25 protein-coding genes are annotated in these 19,848 nt (G+C 70.1%); 10 read left to right on the plus strand and 15 right to left on the minus strand.

Features of this window, described 5'->3' with window-relative positions:
• Positions 1-42: 42 nt before the first annotated feature.
• Complete coding sequence (locus tag ABIE45_RS07985) at positions 43-951, minus strand: ABC transporter substrate-binding protein (RefSeq protein WP_192706221.1); 909 nt, start codon at positions 949-951, stop codon at positions 43-45.
• A 342-nt stretch (positions 952-1,293) separates the two neighbouring features.
• Here ABIE45_RS07985 and ABIE45_RS07990 point away from each other — a divergent pair, with 342 nt between their 5' ends.
• The 3 genes from ABIE45_RS07990 to ABIE45_RS08000 all read left to right on the plus strand — a co-directional run bounded on the left by ABIE45_RS07990 (position 1,294) and on the right by ABIE45_RS08000 (position 4,613).
• Positions 1,294-3,651 carry an EAL domain-containing protein gene (locus ABIE45_RS07990; RefSeq protein WP_192706222.1) on the plus strand — a complete coding sequence of 786 codons (2,358 nt, stop codon included), beginning with the start codon at positions 1,294-1,296 and terminating at the stop codon, positions 3,649-3,651.
• Positions 3,648-4,124, plus strand: a complete 477-nt coding sequence (locus ABIE45_RS07995; RefSeq protein ID WP_192706223.1) for a BLUF domain-containing protein — start codon at positions 3,648-3,650, stop codon at positions 4,122-4,124. The genes ABIE45_RS07990 and ABIE45_RS07995 overlap by 4 nt, the downstream gene beginning before the upstream one ends.
• A 273-nt stretch (positions 4,125-4,397) precedes the next feature.
• Positions 4,398-4,613: a hypothetical protein gene (locus tag ABIE45_RS08000; RefSeq protein WP_192706224.1), complete on the plus strand. Its 216-nt coding sequence runs from the start codon at positions 4,398-4,400 to the stop codon at positions 4,611-4,613.
• Positions 4,614-4,643: 30 nt separating this feature from the next.
• On the opposite strand, the gene ABIE45_RS08005 is transcribed toward ABIE45_RS08000, so the two are convergent.
• The 4 genes from ABIE45_RS08005 to ABIE45_RS08020 all read right to left on the minus strand — a co-directional run bounded on the left by ABIE45_RS08005 (position 4,644) and on the right by ABIE45_RS08020 (position 8,601).
• A complete protein-coding gene (locus tag ABIE45_RS08005; protein ID WP_192706225.1) occupies positions 4,644-6,116 on the minus strand; it encodes a protein adenylyltransferase SelO in 1,473 nt (490 codons plus the stop codon).
• Between the two features lie 60 nt (positions 6,117-6,176).
• Positions 6,177-7,106: an oxidoreductase gene (locus ABIE45_RS08010; protein ID WP_192706226.1), complete on the minus strand. Its 930-nt coding sequence runs from the start codon at positions 7,104-7,106 to the stop codon at positions 6,177-6,179.
• A gap of 72 nt (positions 7,107-7,178) precedes the next feature.
• Positions 7,179-8,225: a phosphatase PAP2 family protein gene (locus ABIE45_RS08015; RefSeq protein WP_192706227.1), complete on the minus strand. Its 1,047-nt coding sequence runs from the start codon at positions 8,223-8,225 to the stop codon at positions 7,179-7,181.
• A 115-nt stretch (positions 8,226-8,340) separates the two neighbouring features.
• On the minus strand, positions 8,341-8,601 hold the full coding sequence (locus ABIE45_RS08020) for a hypothetical protein (RefSeq protein WP_192706228.1): 261 nt from the start codon (positions 8,599-8,601) through the stop codon (positions 8,341-8,343).
• Positions 8,602-8,739: 138 nt separating this feature from the next.
• Between ABIE45_RS08020 and ABIE45_RS08025 the strand changes: the two genes are divergently transcribed.
• Positions 8,740-8,958 (plus strand): hypothetical protein, encoded by a 219-nt coding sequence (locus ABIE45_RS08025; RefSeq protein ID WP_192706229.1) that lies wholly within the window; start codon positions 8,740-8,742, stop codon positions 8,956-8,958.
• A gap of 46 nt (positions 8,959-9,004) precedes the next feature.
• On the opposite strand, the gene ABIE45_RS08030 is transcribed toward ABIE45_RS08025, so the two are convergent.
• From ABIE45_RS08030 to ABIE45_RS08040, 3 genes are all read right to left on the minus strand, one after another.
• Positions 9,005-9,544 (minus strand): MucR family transcriptional regulator, encoded by a 540-nt coding sequence (locus tag ABIE45_RS08030; RefSeq protein ID WP_192706230.1) that lies wholly within the window; start codon positions 9,542-9,544, stop codon positions 9,005-9,007.
• 352 nt (positions 9,545-9,896) lie between these two features.
• Complete coding sequence (locus ABIE45_RS08035; RefSeq protein ID WP_192706231.1) at positions 9,897-10,199, minus strand: hypothetical protein; 303 nt, start codon at positions 10,197-10,199, stop codon at positions 9,897-9,899.
• A gap of 106 nt (positions 10,200-10,305) precedes the next feature.
• Entirely contained in the window at positions 10,306-10,671 is a 366-nt protein-coding gene (locus ABIE45_RS08040; protein WP_192706232.1) for a hypothetical protein, read from the minus strand.
• Between the two features lie 111 nt (positions 10,672-10,782).
• On the opposite strand from ABIE45_RS08040, the gene ABIE45_RS08045 reads away from it, so the two are divergent.
• Complete coding sequence (locus ABIE45_RS08045; protein WP_192706233.1) at positions 10,783-11,541, plus strand: CDP-diacylglycerol diphosphatase; 759 nt, start codon at positions 10,783-10,785, stop codon at positions 11,539-11,541.
• Between the two features lie 79 nt (positions 11,542-11,620).
• A complete protein-coding gene (locus tag ABIE45_RS08050) occupies positions 11,621-11,956 on the plus strand; it encodes a hypothetical protein (RefSeq protein ID WP_192706234.1) in 336 nt (111 codons plus the stop codon).
• Positions 11,957-11,986: 30 nt separating this feature from the next.
• Here the strand turns inward: ABIE45_RS08050 and ABIE45_RS08055 are convergent, their stop codons facing one another.
• Positions 11,987-12,220, minus strand: coding sequence for a DUF2171 domain-containing protein (locus ABIE45_RS08055; protein WP_192706235.1), 234 nt, complete (start codon positions 12,218-12,220; stop codon positions 11,987-11,989).
• A 251-nt stretch (positions 12,221-12,471) separates the two neighbouring features.
• Positions 12,472-12,639: a hypothetical protein gene (locus ABIE45_RS08060; protein ID WP_192706236.1), complete on the minus strand. Its 168-nt coding sequence runs from the start codon at positions 12,637-12,639 to the stop codon at positions 12,472-12,474.
• Between the two features lie 170 nt (positions 12,640-12,809).
• Here ABIE45_RS08060 and ABIE45_RS08065 point away from each other — a divergent pair, with 170 nt between their 5' ends.
• Positions 12,810-13,055, plus strand: a complete 246-nt coding sequence (locus ABIE45_RS08065; protein ID WP_192706237.1) for a hypothetical protein — start codon at positions 12,810-12,812, stop codon at positions 13,053-13,055.
• A 17-nt stretch (positions 13,056-13,072) separates the two neighbouring features.
• On the opposite strand, the gene ABIE45_RS08070 is transcribed toward ABIE45_RS08065, so the two are convergent.
• Both ABIE45_RS08070 and ABIE45_RS08075 read right to left on the minus strand, forming a co-directional pair.
• A complete protein-coding gene (locus tag ABIE45_RS08070; RefSeq protein WP_373622232.1) occupies positions 13,073-13,354 on the minus strand; it encodes a hypothetical protein in 282 nt (93 codons plus the stop codon).
• Positions 13,355-13,406: 52 nt separating this feature from the next.
• Positions 13,407-13,670, minus strand: a complete 264-nt coding sequence (locus ABIE45_RS08075; protein WP_192706238.1) for a hypothetical protein — start codon at positions 13,668-13,670, stop codon at positions 13,407-13,409.
• A 148-nt stretch (positions 13,671-13,818) separates the two neighbouring features.
• Here ABIE45_RS08075 and ABIE45_RS08080 point away from each other — a divergent pair, with 148 nt between their 5' ends.
• Both ABIE45_RS08080 and ABIE45_RS08085 read left to right on the plus strand, forming a co-directional pair.
• Complete coding sequence (locus ABIE45_RS08080; RefSeq protein WP_192706239.1) at positions 13,819-14,082, plus strand: hypothetical protein; 264 nt, start codon at positions 13,819-13,821, stop codon at positions 14,080-14,082.
• A gap of 60 nt (positions 14,083-14,142) precedes the next feature.
• The gene (locus tag ABIE45_RS08085) at positions 14,143-14,442 is read left to right on the plus strand and encodes a hypothetical protein (protein WP_192706240.1); all 300 of its coding nucleotides are present in this window, start codon (positions 14,143-14,145) and stop codon (positions 14,440-14,442) included.
• 21 nt (positions 14,443-14,463) lie between these two features.
• Here the strand turns inward: ABIE45_RS08085 and ABIE45_RS08090 are convergent, their stop codons facing one another.
• On the minus strand, positions 14,464-15,927 hold the full coding sequence (locus tag ABIE45_RS08090; protein WP_210331509.1) for a catalase family protein: 1,464 nt from the start codon (positions 15,925-15,927) through the stop codon (positions 14,464-14,466).
• Between the two features lie 206 nt (positions 15,928-16,133).
• Between ABIE45_RS08090 and ABIE45_RS08095 the strand changes: the two genes are divergently transcribed.
• Positions 16,134-16,379, plus strand: a complete 246-nt coding sequence (locus tag ABIE45_RS08095) for a hypothetical protein (protein WP_192706241.1) — start codon at positions 16,134-16,136, stop codon at positions 16,377-16,379.
• Between the two features lie 27 nt (positions 16,380-16,406).
• On the opposite strand, the gene ABIE45_RS08100 is transcribed toward ABIE45_RS08095, so the two are convergent.
• Entirely contained in the window at positions 16,407-17,147 is a 741-nt protein-coding gene (locus tag ABIE45_RS08100; RefSeq protein WP_192706242.1) for a DUF4336 domain-containing protein, read from the minus strand.
• A 312-nt stretch (positions 17,148-17,459) separates the two neighbouring features.
• Entirely contained in the window at positions 17,460-19,595 is a 2,136-nt protein-coding gene (locus ABIE45_RS08105; protein WP_192706243.1) for a S9 family peptidase, read from the minus strand.
• Positions 19,596-19,848: the final 253 nt, after the last annotated feature.

Raw genomic sequence — 19,848 nt, forward strand, 5'->3', positions numbered from 1 at the left:
AATCCGGGGCGGCTCTGAAGGCCGTGCTCCGGCTGAGGGCGCCTAGGGCACGAAGCCGTTCCGCCTGAGGTAATCCGCCGCGACGGACGAGGCCGGCTCGCCGCCGAGTTGCACGCGGCCGTTGAGTTCCTGCAGCGTGGCCAGATCGAGCCTGCGGAAGATCGGATCGAGCACCGTGGCGATCTCCGGATGCGCCTTGAGAACCGGACCGCGGACCACCGGCGCTGGCTGGTAGACCGGCTGGACGCGCTTGTCGTCCGCCATGACGACGAGCCGCGCGACGGTGAGGCTGCCGTCGGTGCCGAACACCATGGCGGCGTTCGTGCCGGAGGTGCCCCGCATCGCCGCGGCGATCGTGCCGGCGGTGTCGCCGCCCGACAGGATGACGAGCTGGTCCGGCCTCAGCGCGAAGCCGTAGGCCTTGCCGAAGGCCGGGAGCGCGGCCGGCGCGGAGACGAACTCCGAGGACGCGGCGAGCTTGATCCGGCCGCCGCCGGCCACATAGCGGCCGAAATCGCTCATCGTCCGCAGGCCATTGGCCTGGGCGATGTCCGCGCGGACCGCGATCGCCCAGGTGTTGTCGGCCGAGGCCGGATTCAGCCAGACGAGGTCGTTCGCCTGGAGATCGAGGGTCCTGGCGGTCTCGTAGGCAGCCTCCGGATCTTTCCAGACCGGGAGGTCCGCCTTGCCGAAGAAGAACGCCGCGTTGCCGGTATATTCCGGGTAGATGTCGATCTGACCCTCCAGCAGGGCTTGGCGCACGATCGGTGTGGCACCGAGCTCGATCTTGTCGACGGTCGGCAGGCCTTTGGCCTTCAGGGCCTGCAGGATGATGTTCCCGAGGACGCTGCCCTCCGTATCGAGCTTAGATGACACGACGATGCCGGCCGCCTGCACGCCGGCCACCGTCAGAAGCAGCGCGAGGAATCCCGCCAGAAGCCGCTTCGTCATCGCGTGAGACATCCCGTCTGCGTCATCCGATCGTCCGTAGCGCTTTTTGCCAGGGGGTTCAGGACCGAGACGGAGGAGGCCGTCGAGCGCGAAGCGTCGCGGGCGTCGCGACAGAGGGACGGCGCTGGTCCAAGACCGGCGACCTGGCGCGAATTGTCGCGCCGTCGGGCCTCGACCGCAACACATGTTGTGTTGTTCGCTGCGCGACAGTTTGAACCATAACGCAGATTAACGGATCAGGGATGAAGAATGATCTTTCGTGAGGTCGGAGTAACTTTCGCTGCTGGCTATAGGGATTTTGATTAACCGGTCGAGCCTAGGCCTTAAGCCTCGGAGCTTGCCATGCGATCCGTCTATACGTGTCTCACCGAGGCACATGATCACCGCCTCATCCTGCTCGCTGCGGGCATCTGCGTCACTGGCGTCTACGGCTCGTTCTCGGTGGCGGCTCAGGCGGCGCGCTCGGCGGGGCGTGCCGCCTGGACCTGGGGCGCCGCCGCCATCGTGGCGTCGGGCTGCACCGCCTGGGCCACCCACATGGTCGCACTGCTCGCCTTCAGGCCCGGCATGCCCGCCGGCTTCGAGCCGACCCTCACGGCCCTGTCGCTCCTGATCGCCATCGGCGGCATCGGGATCAGCATCGGATTCGTGATCGGCCAGCGGGATCGGGCGCGCCGGTTCGCGGCCGGCCTCGCCCTCGGGATCAGCATCGCGGCGCTGCACTATCTCGGCGAGGCCTCCTACCTGGTCGCCGGGACCGTGGAGTGGGATCCAGCCCTCGTGGCCGTCTCGCTGGCGGCGAGCCTGCTGATGTTCGGTGCGGCCCTGATGGTCGCCGGCGAGCGGCGGCGTCCGTGGCGGCGGGCGGCGGCACCGCTGCTGCTTGCGGGGATCGGTGTCCTCCATCTCGGCGGCATGGCGGCGATGACGCTGACCTTCGATCCGGAGCGACCGCTGCCGGCCGAGGCGGTCCCGCCGGAGGTGGTGGCGCCGATCGTGGCGTGCGTCTCGTTCGGGCTCCTGACCCTGGCCCTCGTCGGCCTGCGCCTGACCCTGAGCGCCCGGGCGCAGGCCCGACGGGACCAGGAGCGACTGCGTGAGCTGGCCAACCTCGCCGTCGAAGGTCTCGCCGTCTGCGACGGCGAGACCATCAAGACCGCCAACCGGAGCCTGGAGCAGATGTCGGGTGTCGGCGCCGGTGCGCTGAGCGGCCGCCGCCTGTCGGAAGTCCTGCCCGGCCTCGTCGTCTCGGCCCTGCCCGAGCGCGAGGAGCGGGAGGCCGAGCTGATCGGCGCCGACGGGCAGAGCGTGCCGGTGCGCGTGCTGCGCAGCGAAGTCCCCCTCGGCAGCGGGCTTCAGACCGTGCTGGCCGTCCGCGATCAGCGGGAGCGCCTGCAGACCGAGTCGCGGATGCGCATGCTGGCCTATTCGGACGCGCTGACCGGCCTGCCGAACCGCGCCCATTTCCACGACCTGCTCGCCCGCCACGCCGCGTCCTGCGGCGAACGCGATCAGCCCTTCGCGGTCTTCATTCTCGATCTCGACCGGTTCAAGCTCGTGAACGACACCCTCGGGCACGGTCTCGGCGACACGCTGCTGCGCAAGACGGCCCAGCGCCTTACGGCGGCGCTGGGCCCGCAGGACGTGGTCGCGCGGCTCGGCGGCGACGAATTCGCGATCCTGCAGCCCGCCCCGGACGGTCCAGAGGCGGTGCACGCTCTGGCCGCGCGCATCATCGAGCTGATCGACCGCCCGTTCCTGATCGACGGACAGCTCGTCAATGTGGGCGCCTCGGTCGGTGCCGCGCTGGCGCCGGCGGATGGCGACGAGCCCGGCACGCTGCTGCGCAACGCCGACCTCGCGCTGTACAAGGCCAAGGCGGATGGCAAGGGCACCTTCCGCCGGTTCGATCCCATGCTGGACGCGCGCCTTCAAGCCCGGCGCAGCCTGGAGGCGGACCTGCGCCGCGCGATCGTGGTGCAGGAATTCGAGCTGCACTATCAGCCGCTGGTGGACGCGCGCTCGGGCCGGATCACCGCGGCGGAAGCGCTGGTGCGCTGGCGCCATCCGGAGCGCGGCCTCGTCCCGCCCGCCGATTTCATCCCGCTCGCCGAGGAGACGGGCCTGATCGGACCGCTGGGACAATGGGTCCTGCGCACGGCCTGCACCCAGGCGGCCCGCTGGCCGTCGCACATCCGGGTGGCCGTCAATCTCTCCCCGGCCCAGTTCCGGGACCTCCGCCTCGCCGAGACCGTGAAGGCGGCGCTCACCGCTTCCGGTCTTGCCGCAAACCGCCTGGAGCTGGAGATCACCGAGGGCGTGCTGCTGGCCGACGAAGAGCGCACCCTCGCCACCCTGACCCGATTGCGGGCGGCGGGCGTCAGCATCTCGATGGACGATTTCGGGACGGGCTACTCCTCGCTGAGCTACCTGCGCCGCTTTCCCTTCGACAAGATCAAGGTCGACCGATCCTTCGTGCGGCAGCTTCCGGGCGACCCGGAGAGCGCCGCCATCGTCCGGGCGATCATCACCATGGGGGCGTGCCTCGGCATGACCATCACGGTCGAAGGCGTCGAGACGGCCGAGCAGTTCGCCTTCACGGCCGCCTCAGGTTGTGACCAGGTGCAGGGCTATCACGTCAGCCGCCCGCTGCCGGAAGCGGAGTTCCTGTCGTTCGTCGACGCGCGCGAGGCCGCATGAATCCCAGGGACCGCTCCGACCTGTTCCGGCTGGTTTACCGGAGCCGCAGCGCGATCGCGGGCAGCCCTGCGGAGGTGCAGCGCATCGTCGGCGCGATCGTGGCGGCGTCCCAGCACCGGAATGCCGGGGCCGGCGTCACCGGTGCGCTGCTCTTTGCCAGCCTGCACTTCGTGCAGGCTCTGGAAGGGCCGGCCTCCGCCGTGGAGGCGACCTTCGACCGGATCTGCCGCGACCTGCGCCATACCGGCATCGAGGTGGTCGAGTGCGGACCCGTGCTCGAACCGGCCTTCGGCAACGGGCCCATGAGCCACCTGGTGCCGGATGCCGATGCCGGCGCCTTGCTGGACCGGCTCGACAGCGAGGCCGAATGCGTCGAGGCCGCCGCGGCGGCGATGAAGCTGATGCTGACGCTGCTTCAGACAACGGCTGCCGGGAAGGATCGCGAGCCGATCCCATTCATGCGCGCGTCCTGAAATCCGGGCGCAGCCGGCCGCGAAGCAGCATTCCCTCAGGTTCTCCACACGGCTCCGGCACTTCACGAACAGGGCAGGGTGATCACCGGGCGTGATCACGTGAAGCGACCCGCGGTACACGAGCTTCGCCGCATCCCGCTCGACGAAGATCCGATCAAAGCGTCGGAGGCTGGTTAAAACCGATTAACCTTTACGTCAGCCTGCAATGAACGGCTACGGTCCGTGTGATTTATACTCGCATAGGTTGTTTTAAGATCGGGCCGAGTGAGGCGTATGTCGTATTCGATCTTCGTTCGCGATCTTGCCCAGATGGATGGGCGGTCTCCGCAACTCCTGGCCTATGACATCCATGATCGTTCGGCGGCGGCGGCGCTCGTGTCGCTGATCGCCACGTCGTATCGGGATCATGGGTTCAATCCGGCCACCCGCGTGCACTGGTTCCGGGCCGACGGCAACGTGCACGAAATCTATACTTGGCCCCACGCCTGAGGAAGCTCCGAGCCGAGACCCCGCCCTGGGTCAGGTGCCGCAGAACGTCCGGTAGCCGACGCCGCCCCCCGCGGGTGCCTCTGCGTAGGCAGCGTTCTCTGGCTGCTCAGCGTAGGGCCGGGACAGCACGGTCAGAAGCGTCTCGAAGGGGGTGAAGTCGCCCCGCTCCACAGCAGCCTCGATCATCGCCTCCACGCGGTGGTTGCGCGGGATGAAGGCCGGGTTGACCGCCCGCATCGCCGCCGCGGTGGCAGCGGGGTCGCGGCCCTCCTGGGCCAGCCGCTCGCGCCAGCGGGAAGCCCAGTCATCGAAGGCCGTGGGGTCAACGAACAGGTCGCGCACCGCCCCCACCTCCGGCCGCTCTGCCGCGGCGCACAGGTTCCGGAACGTCAGCGTGAAGTCGGCTTGGTTCTCGGCCATGCGCTTGAGGAGGTCGCCGGCCAGCGCAGGGTCGCCCTCGCGTGTCTCGCCCAGACCGAGCTTCCGGCCGAGTCCGCCGTGGTAGGCGGCCTCGAAGCGCGCCGCGTAGCCGGCGAGCGCCGCTTCCGCCTCGGCGACCGCAACGCTCTCGTCGTCGGCGAGCAGCGGCAGCAGGGTCTCGGCCAGCCGCGTCAGGTTCCAGAGCGCGATGCGCGGCTGCTCGCCGTAGGCGTAGCGCCCGTTCCGATCGATGGAGCTGTAGACCGTTCGAGGATCATAGGCATCGAGGAAGGCACAGGGGCCGTAATCGATCGTCTCGCCGGCGACCGACATGTTGTCGGTGTTCATCACGCCGTGGACAAAGCCCACGAGCAGCCAGCGCGCCACCAGCTCGGCCTGCCTGGCGATGACCGCGTCCAGCAACGCCCGGTAAAGGTTCGCCGCCTGCGCGGCCTCCGGATAGTGCCGGGCCACGACATGGTCGGCAAGCGCCCGCACGCCCTCGACATCGCCCCGCGCCGCGAAGAACTGGAAGGTGCCGACCCGGATGTGGCTGGCGGCCACGCGGGTGAGGACCGCGCCGGGCAGCAGGGTCTCGCGCACCACGGGCTCACCCGTCGTGACGGCGGCGAGCGCGCGCGTCGTCGGGATGCCGAGCGCCGCCATCGCCTCGCTGACAAGGTATTCGCGCAGCACCGGACCGAGCGCCGCGCGCCCGTCACCGCGCCGGGAGAACGGCGTCGGGCCCGAGCCCTTGAGCTGGATGTCGCGGCGGTGCCCCATCCGGTCGATCACCTCGCCGAGCAGGATCGCGCGGCCGTCGCCGAGCTGCGGCACAAAGTTGCCGAACTGGTGTCCGGCATAGGCAGCCGCGATCGGATCGGCGCCGTCCGGCACACCGTTCCCGGCAAGCGCCGCCACACCCTCGGGGCCTGACAGCCAGTCCGGGTCGAGGCCGAGCGCCTCAGCCAGCGCCCGGTTCAGCCGGATCAGGCGGGGTGCCGCCACGGGCGTCGGCGCGCGGCGGGCGTAGAAGCGCTCCGGTAGGCGGACGTAGCTGTTGTCGAAGGGAAGGGCTGTCATCGTCAGGATCTATGGAAGGGGTGGCGGGCGGGCAAGCGGAGCCGCGCGGCGGGTGCGGGGTCAGACGGCGCAGCGGATCCCGGTGAGCGCCTCGGACACCGACCAGAGCCGCTCCGCCGTGCCCTTGTCCCGGGCGTGCGCGGCGATGTCGGCGCGGGTCGGATGGCCCTTCAATTCCCAGATCCCGTCCGGCCCGTAATAGGCGCCGCCCTCCGCCTCGGGCGCCGTGGCGGCGAAGAGCAGCGGCAGCGCTCCCTGTGCGGCGGACTGGCCGATCACCGAGAAGATCGCGTGCCCGGCGAGCCGCTGGACCGGCCCGGCCCGGTCGCCGCGCCGGAAGACATCCGTGCGGGCCGCGCCGGGATGGGCCGGGACAGACCGGATCGGCGAGCCGGCCGCCTTCAGCCGCCGGTCGAGCTCAAGGCCGAACATCAACATCGCGAGCTTCGACTGCCGGTAGGCGCGCTGCGGGCCATACGAGCGGGCAAGCTGGAGATCGTCGAAATGGATCCGCCCGGGCCTGTGGGCGAGGCTCGCGACCTCGACGACCCGCGAAGCCGCATCCCGTCGAATGAAGGGCAGGAGCAAGCCGGTCAGGGCGAAATGGCCGAGATAGTTCGTGCCCAGCTGGCGCTCGAACCCGTCCTCGGTCTCCTCGCGGTTCGGCACGGTGGCGATGCCGGCGTTGAGCAACAGGATGTCGATCGGTCGGCCCTCGGATTGCCACCGCTCGCCGAAGGCCCGGACGGAGGCGAGGCGCGCGGTGTCGAGGGACTCAAATGCGAGCCGGGCGCCCGGGTGCCGTCGCCGGATCGATGCTATCGCGCGCTCGGATTTCGCCGCGTCCCGGGCGGCGAGGACGACTTCGGCGCCGGCACCCGCCAGTGCGAGCGCCGCCTCGTAGCCGATCCCGCTGGTGGCGCCGGTGACGACCGCGCACCGTCCGGCCAGGCTCGGCATGGAGCGGGTCGTCCATCGGGTCTGGGGCATGGTCCCTCGCTTCTCCGCTGTCCGGCTAATCTCCCGGATACGCGCTGGTTCGCGGTCCCGCTGCCGCATCTCTCAGGCGTCGGCCGCGCCGATCGCGCCGGCGGTGGGCGGTGGACATTCCAGTGCGGTGACCGTCTCGCGGCGCCGGCCCCTGGTCCGACACGCGAGGGCCGCGCCCGCGAGCAGCGCCCCGGCCAGCACGTCCGGCAGGTAATGGCCGCCTGCGCCGATCGTCGCGACGATCACGGCGGCGTTGAGCAGGATCGCGAGGGGCCCGAGCACCGGGACCGGTGCCAGCGCCCAGGCGGTCAGGATCGCCAGGCAGACGTGGAAGGACGGGAATGTCGCGAGGCCCCGCAGGTCGCCGAGCGCGAGCGTGTCCAGCGTGCCGGTCCGCAGCCGCGCGACCGGCTCTAGGTGCCAGAGCGCCCCGACCGTCTCCAGGTGCTCCGCCGGTACGATCCTCGGCGCGTAGTACGCGTAGGGCCCCAGCGCCGGCAGCAGCGCGGCGACGACGATCACGCACAGGAGCGTCACGGAAAACAGCCGGACGTAAGTCCACAGCCGCCCGAGCCGGCGGGCGGCGCTCAGCGCGATCACCACGAGACCGACCTGCGGTCCGCTGGAATGGTAGGCGAGCGCCAGCCACCACGACAGGGTCGGATGCCGGGCGAGGAAAGCCACGTAGCCCGTCCAGTCGAAGCCGAGGCCGGCCTCGAACCGGGCCAGCGAGCCATCGACGAAGGGCAGCGCGAGCCCCGCCGCAAGGAAGTGCAGGACCGCCACCGGGACCGTGAAGGCGATCAGAAACGCGCTCCCCAGGGCCATTCCGCGTAAGGGCGGGTCCGACTTCAGCGTGCTCAAGCAGGCTGCAGCGATCAGGAGGATCGCGACGGCCGCCGCCGCGAGCGCGAAGCCCGCCGGTTCGGCGTCGATCCGGGCGATCCGCATCCACACGGCATCGATCCCGACGATCGCGAGGGCGAGTGCCCAGAGGCGGGGATCGGGGGCGGCGATCCCGGACGTGTGCCGGTGCACGTGCCGGAGCCAGGGACGGGTGCGGGCTCGATCGGGCGCGGCGGGTTCGCGATGGGCTTGAACGACCCCGTCTTGACGCATGATCCGGTCTACCTCGCCCGCCACAGCCGATGCTTGGCCGCGACAGGGAGACTCCCGAAGGCCGCATTGGTTCGCGCGCGGACGCTTCGAGTCCGTCCGCACCGCGCTGCGCGGTCTAGCGGCCCGAGGCCGGAGCTTCTCCGCTGGTCGGCGGCTTGCCGGTGCCGACAGCGCCTTCGGCGGGCGGCACTGCGGAGGGATGGGTCACGGCCTCCGTGGCGGTCTTGCCCGGGTCCTGCGTGTCGGCGGCCGGCTTGCCGGCGGTCTCGGCCAGCGGCGCCTGCCCGGGGCTGGCCCTGTCCTGCGCCGCGACCGTTGCCGGGACGCCGATGAGGGCCGCGGCGGCGAGAAGAAGGGCGGGGATCGATTGGTTCAAGCGCGGCTCCCTGGCGTTCAAGCGAGGCAACGGCTGCCCGCCCGCCTCGTTCCGGGCATGGGAACACTATCCCGGTCCCGCGGTCCGCCGGGCATCCGCCGCAACCGCCGGCGGGTGTGACGAACTCGTGAGGCATCGATGGCAGGCAGCAAGACCCACGACCTCGAGATCCGGACGATCGAGCACAAGGAGGGGCCGAACGTGCCGGCGGGCGGCGGTGCCAGGATCCGCAACAGCCCGCCGCGCGCGCTGCGCAGCCAGTCCCAGCAGGAGAGCCGGGATCATCACAAGCACAACAACGCCGGTCAGGACGGCCACGGGCCGCAGAAGCACAGCCCGGCCGAGGAGAAGCACTGACCGGCGGCGTTCCGGCCTCGACTCGCGAGAGGCCGGGCCGGAACGCTCACGCCTCGGCGTCGGCCTTTCTGGACTTCCGGCCCTTCGCGGTCTTCGTGCCGCGACCGGTTGCCTCCGAAGCCGCCGGGGCGGTTTCGGATACCTCGGCGCGCTTCGCGGCCGGAGCCCGGCGCTTGTGGCCGAGGCCGGCATTGCGGGCGAACTCGGCGCGCATCGCCGAATAGGCCGACGCCGTGGTCGGATAGTCCGGCGGAAGGCCGTAACGCTGCCGATACTGCTCGATGGTCATGCCGTTGCCGGTCAGGTGACGCTTGAGTGTTTTGTAGGGCTTGCCGTCGATGAAGCTGATCAGCGCGTCCGGCGTGATCGACTTCTTGATCTGAGCGGGCGTCGCCTTCTTGAACTCCGGCTCAGCCGGAGCGGAGGTCTGGCCGAGACCGGTCAGAGCAGCATGAACGCCGGACAGAAGCGTCGGCAGATCAGGGACCGGAACGGAGTTGTTGGCCACGTAGGCCGAAACGATGTCGGCGGTCAGTTCGACGAAATCGATCTGGTCTTGGTTCGGGACTGAAGTGCTGTCGTCCATTAGCGCCTCTCACGCGGGAGTGAGCCATGAACGTGGAGTCTCTTCTCCGCAGTCAAGTGCTTATCTGCAAGAAGATAACCGATAATCGTCGTTATCTACCGTATCTGCGGCCCAATACCAACATAGATCAGTGGACTGCTGCGCGCAGATAAAATGAGTTACAAAGCGCTCTGGGCGTGGGTTGTCCCAGTCGAGCGTGTCCGGTCGGACGAAGCGAACGGCGCGCAGACATTTACGGCGCGTTAACTCTGCCGTGGTCTGTCGGGACGCCGCTCCGGCTTTGGGGACAGAAGCCGAACGGCAGGCGGGTCGAGCTCTGTCCCTGAGGCTCGACCCGCGCCTTCGTCAGCGCTCAGGCGCTGGCGGCGTCTCCGAGCGGCGTGGCGATGGCGCCCCGCTTGCCGGATGGCACGACAGCCTGAAGAACCCGCGCCGGACCGGCCCCGTATTCTGCCCGGTAGGTCCGCTCCAGCGTCATCAGCGTCCGCATGGGTGCCTCCGCCAAATCGAGCAGGCGCGCGTCGCGCCAGCGAAGCTTGGTCAGCCCGCCGCGCCCGAACCAACGCGGCCGCTCTTCCTCGACGAGCAGGACCAGCTTGCCTGTCCACGTCTTGCGAAACCAGAATCGTCCCGTGAGTTTGGCCGCGCCGAACATGCCGCACCTCGCGTGTGACCCCCGCGGGAGCAACGCTCGGAAAGCTCGGCAGTTTCCGGGCCCGGCCGCGTGCCGGCCGCCTGAACGGGCCGGCGCCGGACCGGATTCATCCACCCGCCCGAGCGTTCAGGCGTCGGCTCGCCAGACCTGCGAGCGCCAGGCCCGCGACCGCACCCGCCAGCGCGGCACCGGCCTTCACCAGGAAATCGTCGAACCGGCCATGGCGCGTGCCGGTCAAGGTCTGCGCCGCCTCCAGGCCGCCGGCCAGGAGGATGCTGCCGATGAGGATCCGCCGCCAGTGCTTCGGATAGCTCACCATCATGAGCAGCCCAGTCAGCGCATAGGCTGCAGCCCGCTCGACGCTGGGATTGGCCGTTACCACCGGCCGGAGTCCGAGCGGCACGAGGGTGACGGCGACGATGAGGGCGACCAGAATCCAGGTCGCGGTGCGCACCAGGCCCAATCGCTGCATGACCCCTCTCGGCATCGAAGCTCCGTAACATTGCACTGACAGCACGAGCCTACAGTGATCGTCGACCGTGGCTTGTAGCATACTGGCTGCCGAGGACCGGAAGACCTGATCATGCGCCGGCTGCTGATCGTCGCCACCCTGCTCGCCGTCACGTCGGTACCGGCTGCCCGCGCGGCCAACCCGGTGCGGGACGTGCTGTGGGTCGCGCTTCAGGGGTGTGTGCTGGCCAAGAAGGCGGCCGGCCGGAGCTTCCCGTGCCTGTCCGTCGATCTCGGGGACGGCGAGCGCCCGGGGACGGCGGTGCTGCGCGCGCCGGGCCAGCCGACCCATACGGTCGTGATGCCGACCGACAACGTGTCGGGGATCGAGGCGCCCGTGCTTCAGGGGCCCCGCGGCGCGGCCTACTGGCGGGCGGCGCTCGCAGCCCGGCACGCCGTGTCGGACGCGCTGCAGGGCCGGTTGCCCATCGCGGCCGTCGGCCTTGAGGTGAACTCGGTGGGCGGCCGCAGCCAGGACCAGCTGCATATCCACCTCGACTGCATGCGCCGGAGCGTGATGGCTGCCCTGAAGGCGCATGGACCCGCGGTCGGCGAGACCTGGGCGCCGTTTCCCATCCCGTTCGGAGAGACGCGCTACCTCGCCCTCCAGGTTCCGGCCGATCGGGTGGAGGGCTTCAACCCGTTCGCGGCGCTCGCCCGCGCGCCGGGCTGGCAGGGAAAGCTGCATGACGTCAGCTTCGCGGCCGTCGCGGCCGACCCCGAGAACCCGCAAGCCGGCATGATCGTCCTGGCCTACAGGATGCCGGAGGCCAGTGCCGAGGATCTCATGGATCACAGCTGCCGGGCGGCCCGATCGCACCGGGCCGATTGAGCCCTCGGCGCACCGACCAGGCTGTACTGTTGCCGATACGTTCTATCCGGCCGATGCCGCGGTGGGGCATAGGAGGGGCATGCGCATGCCGGTGCTCAGCCTGTCCGCGATGCTCCTCCTGGTCGCCCCTCCGGCGGTCGCAACGCCGGCGGCCAATCCGGCCGATCCGCGGGCGCTGGAGCAGGCTTGGCACCGCTGCCTGCGCGAGGCTTACGCCCACCAGCCGTCAGGGCAGGGCCGTGCCGGCGACGAGCGCAACGCCCTCGACGAGTGTAAGCCTCGCGAGGACGCGCTGGTCGCGGCCCTTATGTCGGGTCGCGGCGCCGAGGACGGCCGCAGCGGAACGGTCTGGGCGCGCACCTGGGCGGCCTTCGTGGAGCCGCTGACAGCCTGGTTCGGTGCGCTGCGGCGCTGACCGCCGCGGCGTTCCGGTCCGGCCTGCCGATCACGACGTCGACCACTCGCGCTTCACCTCGTCGGCCGGCCGGTCCAGGTGAACCTTGCCGTCCGTGACCGACTGCACGAAGTCGAGGGGGATATAGTGGTGCAGGCCGCCCGCAGCGGCATCGCGCTTCGTCAGCTTGATCTCGCCTTTGTCGACATGGTCGACCGTCCCGACATGAACCCCATCAGAGCCGACCACTTCGGCATGTTCTTGGATCTGCGCAGCATCGGCCATCTGGATCCTCCCGGTTTCTCCAAGACAATCGAGCCGGTCCGGACCCGTTCCGAGCGGAGCAGGCACCGCGACGATCTTCGCGGCGACACCGACTGTCCTGCCGGCCCGGGGCGCCCCGCGGAGGCCGCGATCTAGACGGGCTGGCGTGGGAGGGAACAACGACCGTCGTCACCGCGTCCGCGCTTGCGGCGCTCCAGGCCGATGGAAGGACCACGATATGCCTGGAGGCGATCGGGCGGCCGCGTGTCCGGTCAGGCGCCACCGATGCCGGTGGTCACCTTGCCCGTGCCCTGGCACTCGGTACAGGTCTTGTCGGCGACCTTGCCGGTGCCACCGCAGGCGCGGCACAGATTCTCGCCGGTTCCGGACGTGCCGGGAGGAGCCTCGTCGCCCGGTTTGGCAGGGTCGGTATCGCCCATCGTCCTCTCCCTTCTGAGATGTCGTTCCTCGACAGGATTCAACCAGAGCGGGAGGATGCTGTTCCTGTTCGCGTCTTCGCCCAGGCCATCTCTTGGAAGGGGCCGATCTCCGCGGCGTCACACCGCGCCGGACGCGCCGAACCGCAGCGTCGGCGGATCGTTGGGCGATCATGACCGACCCGACCCATACGCCGCACCTGGATCCCGTCGTCGAAGCGCGACGCCGCGAGATGGCCACCGAGCATCTGCTGTTCGGGACGATCCGCTTCCTGGCTCAGCGCCATCCGGAATTGCTGGACGAACTCGAGGGCAGCCTCGACCACCTTTGGGACAAGGTCGAGGGCGAGGCGCGGGATGATGCGGCCGTGCGCAAGATCGCCAGCCGCATCGTCAAGAGCTTACGGGCCGAGCGGTGAGCCGACCCAGTCCAGCGTCAGCGCTGGCCGCCGTCGTTCAACCGGATGGTCGGGATCATCTCGACAGCCTTCGCGGTCACACGGTCGAAGACCTCACCGGTCAGGCCACGTTCCGTCGCCAATTTCCTGATGCGATCCGCGTGCTGTGACAGTGTTAGGCCGTAATAGGTCTTGTCTGTCGCCTGCTCGACAGCCTCGTTCGCCACGCCGTAACTCCTGTTCATGGTGAGTGCGGCCACTGATTTGGTCGAAGGCGCGCGCGCCTTCAAGACCTGAGCGATGCTTCGCGACGCGGTCATGAACAGCCATCGGGCCGGTGCCGCGTCCGGTCGCCGGCCCGACGGATCGACCTTAGCGGGAGCAGCCGATGCAGATGCCGCGGGTGATGGCGTCGTTGCGTTGCTCGGTGGCGTCCCGGCGCTCGATGCTTCCGGTCTCGTTGGGATTGAGGGCGCCCGGATTCGGCACGGTCTGGCCGGTCGCTGCGGTGTGCGGCGCCTTGGCCGCCGAGGTGGGGCCGCCGCCGGTGCCCGTCTGGCTGATAGACTGGGCGAAGGCCGGGGCGGCGCTCAGGACAAAGGCCGTGGCCAGCGTGAGGATCGTCGATCTGCGCATGTGAACCTCCCAACACGGCATGCGTCTGCCTTCATGAAATCGACGCATCCGAGCGACGGAAGTTCCCGCTGCTCGACCGCGCCGCCCTCCTGACGGCATATCGGTCATGGCCTAAAAGGGGCTGCGGGCGGCCAATGGGGGTGGGTGGATGACCAACGGCGACGGCACCGGCGCGCCGAACGCGAAGATCGCGGAGGTTCAGCGCCTGGCGACGGCGCTCGCGGCCCGGGTCCGCTACGCGCAACTCGTCGGGCGACCGGTCTACGAGGAGCAGGTCGCCGCCCTGGTCAGCGCCGCGCGCCTGATGGATGAGGCGAACGCGCCCTGGCCGCCCATGGTGGAGGAGGTGCTGACCGAACTCGCCAAATCCCTCGACGGCGTCGATCCGGCCCCGGAGACCGGCGGCCCTTGAACGCGCCGCGTTCAGGACCACCCTTCTCTTTCTCAGCATAGGGATCGAGGCAGGTAAGCAATGGAGCAGGACACCCCAGGCGTCGATCGGACGGCCCGCACGATCGCCGAGAACGTTCACGCCGCCTATTGGCGCCAGGCTCAAGGGGCCGAACACCCGCAGGTCGAGCAGACATTCCTGACGCGCCTCGTCGAGGCGATCCGGCCGGAGATCCCGGGCGGCTCGCCCGGCGCAATCATCGGCGCCGCCAATGCCGTGCTGGACGCCCTCGAGCAGCAGAACCCGGGGCTTCGCGGCCCGCGGGTCAGTGCCCTGAACCGAGCGGAGGGCTCGGTCGGAATGGATCCGCCCGGCGCCTGATCCGACGGCTGTGTCCCCGCGTCAGGCGGGGACCTCGGCGATGGACCGGATCTCCCGCACGGAATGCGCGCCGGCCTCCCTCCGGATGCGCGCCATCTCGGGATAGGCGCGCATCCGGGCCCGGTTGATCGAGCCGAGCGGCCGGTGCGCCGCGAGGCTGTGCGAGACGCAGAACGACAGGGCCTCGTCGACATAGGCACGGCGTGCCGCGCTGAACGCGTCCTGCTTCGGGAAGCGGAGCCGGCCTACCGTCTGGTAGGGACTCTCGTCCTCGCGCCAGGCGACGCTGGCATCCTCGACGGGCATCCGATCCAGATCGGTGCAGAGCTGCACGCGCACGTCAAATTCCGCGTCGTGCTCGCGCAGGTAGTCAACCGTGGCCGTCCGAAGGGCGTCCGGATCCTGGGCCGGGTCGACGGTCGCGTCCGCGAGGGCGCGCTGGGCGGCCCCCACCGGAACGACCGCGAGCTTGGCGATGTAGGCGCCGAAGCGCAGGGGCGCCTGCGAGAAATAGGCTTCCGCCAGCGGATGCACCCGGGGATGGCCGAAGAAGTCGAGCATCGCGCTGCCGGCGCCGACGGCGTCGAGGGCCGCGTTTCCGGCCCGCGCCACAGACGAGACGGCCGCCTTCACGCCGTCCGGGATCTGCGGGCCGTGCTCCAGCGCGAGATGGTTCGCCAGGAATTGCCGGGCTGTCCCGGCCGCGAAGCGGGGACCGCTGTCGAGCACGAAATCCTGGGTCAGCTCGCCGGCATGCCCGGGCAGCATCGCGCCTGGAACGCCGATGACCTTGAAGGAGAAGCCGCGCTGGGTGGCGACCGCGTCGGACGCGATCTCGCCCGGAACGTTGGCGAGTCGCGCCACCACGGGGTAGCGTCCTGGCTCCGCGAACAGGCCCTGCCGGAGCCAGGGCGGCAGATTCGGGAGCACCTCCAGCTCGCCCAGTGCAGCGCCGTGCAGCTTGCCGTGCGAGGCGCGTACCGGGCGGCCAAACGTCTTGAGATTCCGGGCGTGCAGCCGCTTCTGTGACTCCACGATCCGATCGATCGTCGCGTCCTCGTCCGCCGCGATCGTCTCCACATCGGCGCTGTAGCGCACGTGGCGGAGCTCGGCCGGGCTGCTGGGGATCCGCCGGGTCCGGGTCTTGGCCCGGGTGTTGGCCTTCAGCCAGAAGGCGGTGTCCAGCAGGACGATCGGCGCCACTGCCAGGGCGGCCGCGAGGGTGCGGCCCCGTCTCGGGTTGGAGGGCGTGGCCCGCGCCGCCAGCAAGCCGCCGTCCAGGACGTCCCCGGCCACGCGCAGGCCGAGGTGCCGCTCCGGCTCGTCCGCGGCCAGGATCGCGACACCCGAGGCGATCTCGCGCAGCCCGTAGATCTGGATGAGGCCCTCGTGTCCCTCCAGCCCCGTCGCTTCGGCGACGCGACGGGGCGCGAAGGTCTCGGCCAAGCCCAGGCCGATTCCGAACCAGGCCAGCCCGCGGGCCATCGTCCGATCATCGATGGAAGATCCCGTTCTGCGCCGCCGATCCATGATTGGCCAACCGGACGGTCCTGGCGGTGTTCCAGGGCATGACTGGCTCGGAACTTCGGCGAAACGGGCTGATTGGCCAAGAGGTGCGGATGAGGGGTGTCGCTGATCGCGAGCATGGTGGGTCCTCAGTCCGGAATCCCTGTTGGAAAGCCGATCGCCGCATGATCCTGAGCCTGCAGCCCGTGCAGGTCGCGACGAACAGCGACGATGCCGAGAGCCAGCTCGTCTTCGCGGACGGCTTCCTCGTCGCGGTCCTGGTCCGATTGTCCGAGCAGCACGGCGCGGATGCGGGGAAATGGTTCCTCGAAGCCGGGTTCGGCCCGGTCAATCCGGTGGCGCCCTCCCTGTTCGAGGATCTCGGTGCCGCGCGGCTCTGGATCATCCGGCAGCTCGCCGCCGGGTCCTGAGCCGGGTGCGGGACCGGGCTGGCGCGATCAGTCGAACGCGCCGAGCCAGCGCAGGGATCGCCGCAGGTGCGCGGCGCCGTCCCGCATGAACCACAGGCCGTGGGCGAACACGACCCGCTCGGGCTTCAGCGCGAGGAGCTCCGAGACCGCCTGCACGGCCGCGCGCCGCCGCAGCCTGATCACGAGGCGCAGATAGGGCGGCGGCTGCCCGTCCGGCGTGGTCATGCGGGCGAGCCGCAGGAGCGGGCGCAGGAGCGCCGGCATCTTGGCCGGTTCCAAGTTGAGGACGAGGTCGGTCAGGATCAGGGTGCGGCTCGCCCCGTGGAAGAACCCGACCTCCCGGAACGAAAGGCCGCCCGGTACCACCACCTGGCGCAAGTCCGTGGCCCATTCCGGCGGCGCCGCGTCATCGAGCACCCGGTCGATGCGCAGGCCCGAGCGGCGGACCTGCCCGCGCTGGCGCAGGTTCGGGGCGGCCCAGGTCAGTGCTTCCGGACAATGCGTCTGCCACTCCTTCAGGAAGGTCCAGTGGGCGATGTTCGGCGCGACCATGTGGCGGATGGGCCCCAGCGCGGCAATGTCCTGGTGCAATTGCGGATCGTAGCGCGTCGGCGAGTGCAGCCAGATCGAGCCGTCGCGAAGCCGGATCACGGTCATCCGGACCGGGAGCGGGATCCCGAGGGCGCGCAGGGGGCCGCTGTCCACGATCCAGAGGCCGTCGGCCACGGGCTTGAGCACGTCGAGCGGTGGATAGGTCGCCTCGGGCAAGAACGGACTCTCCGAACGAAGACAGGCGGCCCCGTGCGCCAGGGTCGGCACTACGGGAACACCGGAGACCCAAGGGGTTTCCCGGGCGCATCCGGCGACCGGGTCGCGCGATGCGTTCTGTCCGGTCGGGTTGAAGCCTTCGTGCGCGACGGTCCCCACCGTGCCGAACGGAGCAGGCGGGGACACCGGGCTCATCCTCCGCGTCGTACCCGCCGGGCGGCTCGGTCTGAATCCGCCAGGTACGTCCGAGGGAGAGGGCGTCTCGCCCGCGGGCGCAGGGATCTTGGAACAGCGCAGGTATCCGTTCGAGCTCTACGCCTTCCCCACCGCCATGAGCGCGAAGGCGTAGATCAGCGCGACCTCCTCGAGCCGGTCGAACCGGCCGGCTGCGCCGCCATGGCCGGCCTCCATGTTGATCCGCAGCAGCACCGGCCCGCCGCCGGTCATGGTGGCCCGCAGCCGCGCGACCCACTTCGCCGGCTCCCAGTAGGTCACCCGCGGGTCGGTGAGCCCGCCGAGCGCCAGAATCGCCGGGTATTCCTTGGCGGCGACGTTGTCGTAGGGCGAGTACGACAGGATCGTCCGGAAGGCGGCCTCGCTCTCCCCCGGGTTGCCCCATTCGGGCCATTCCGGCGGGGTCAGCGGCAGCTCCGCGTCCAGCATGGTGTTGAGCACGTCGACGAAGGGCACGTCGGCGACGATCCCGGCGAACAGCTCCGGTGCGAGGTTGGCCACCGCACCCATCAGCATCCCGCCCGCCGACCCGCCATGGGCGACGATGCGCTTCTCTGACGTGTAGCGGGCCTCGATCAGCGCCCGCGCGCAAGCGATGAAGTCCGTGAAGGTGTTGGGCTTCTTCTCGCGCTTGCCGTCGAGATACCAGCGCCAGCCTTTCTCGGTGCCACCGCGGATATGCGCGATGGCGTAGACGAAACCCCGATCGACGAGGCTGAGCAGGTTCGTCCGGAACGCCGCCGGCATCAACGTGCCGTAGGAGCCGTAGCCGTAGAGCAGCAGCGGCGCGCTGCCGTCGAGGGCGAGATCCCGCCGGTGCAGCAGCGAGATCGGGACCTGCTCGCCGTCGGGCGCGGTGGCGAAGAGCCGCCGGGTCACGTAGGCGGCCGGATCGTGCCCGCTCGGCACCGTCTGCCGCTTGCGCAAGGTCCGTCTCCGGCTCGCGCAATCGTAATCCCAGGTCTCCGACGGCGTCGTCATCGACGAGTAGACGAAGCGGATCGTCGCCGTGTCGAAGGCGAGCCCGGCGCGCAGGCCGAGGGAATAGGCCTCCTCGTCGAACGCAACCGTGTGCTCGGTGTCGTCGGTGAGGGCGCGCACGACGATCCGCGGCCTGGCGTTCTCGATCTCCAGCCGGATCAGGTGGCCGGCGAGCACGTGCAGGTGCCGGATCATCACACCGGCCCGGTGCGGCACGAGGTCGGTCCAGGTGGCGCGGCCCGGATCGTCGAGGGGGGCGGTGACGATCTTGAAGTCCTCGGCGCCGTCGGCGTTGGTCCGGATGAACAGCCGGTCGCCGCGATGCTCCACCCCGTAGATCAGCAGCGGCGTGCGCGGCTCGATGAGGCGTAAGGGTGCGCCCTCCGCGTGGCGGTCGAGCAGCCGGACCTCGGAGGTCTCGTGGTCGCTCGCCGTCACGTCGAGGAACGCGCCGGACTGGGTCTTGCCGATATGCACGAAGTAGCCGGCATCGGCTTCCGTGTAGAGGGTCTCGTCCGCGCTCTGCGGGGTGCCGAAGCGGTGGCGCATGACCTTGGCGGGCCGGTGGTTGGCGTCCACCGCTACGTACCAGAAGCTCTTCCCGTCCCCGGCCCAGACTGCCTCGCCGGAGGTCGCGTCGACGCGGTCGTCGCTGTCGAGGCCGGTGGCGAGATCGCGAACCCGGATCGTGTAGAGTTCGGAGCCCTTGGTGTCGACGCTCCAAGCCAGCCGGGTGTGATCGTCGGAATGGACCGCGGCGGCGATCTCGAAGAACGGCAGGCCTTCGCCCTCGCGATCGCCGTCGATGAGGATGGTCTCGTCCGGATCCGGCCCGGATTCGGGCACGTCCGGCGCGGTCACCGGGCGGCGACAGACCAGCGGATGCTGCCCGCCCTCCCGGTGGCGGGTGTAGTAGGCGAACGGCCCGTCGGGCTCCGGCACGCCGCTCTCGTCCTCCTGGATGCGCCCGCGCATCTCGGCGACCAGAGTCTGGCGCAAGGCCGCGGTCCCGGCGAGCGCCGCTTCGGAGAAGGCGTTCTCGGCCTTGAGGTAGGCGGCAATATCCTCGGGGAGGGCGGCCGGGTCCTTGAGGACCGTCTGCCAGTTCTCGGCCTTCAGCCACGCGTAAGGGTCGGTGACCTCCTGCCCGTGGACGCTGAAGCGCCGCGGCCGGGCTTCGGCGACCGGCGCGCCGATGGATTGAGCGTGCAAGCCGTGGCCGATCTCCGTCATCGTCTCTCCGTCAGATCCCCACACATCCGGGTGAGGGGATGTGTCCCGCCGGGCGCCGCGATGCAAGGCGCCAGGGGCGCAGGACCGGGGCCCGACGCGTGTGTCGCGGAGGAAGATGGGAGACGCGGAGTTCCGTGCGGATCGCCCGGTCATTCCAAGGCCGCGCCGCGGAACCCGGAACCCGGCCCGCTGACGCTGCCAGCCTGCGCACGTTCGCTGCCTCCGGATCCCGAGCCCGCCGGCGCCGCCGCGG

This window comes from Methylobacterium sp. OAE515 (assembly GCF_041806315.1).
GTDB classification, from domain to species: domain Bacteria; phylum Pseudomonadota; class Alphaproteobacteria; order Rhizobiales; family Beijerinckiaceae; genus Methylobacterium; species Methylobacterium tardum.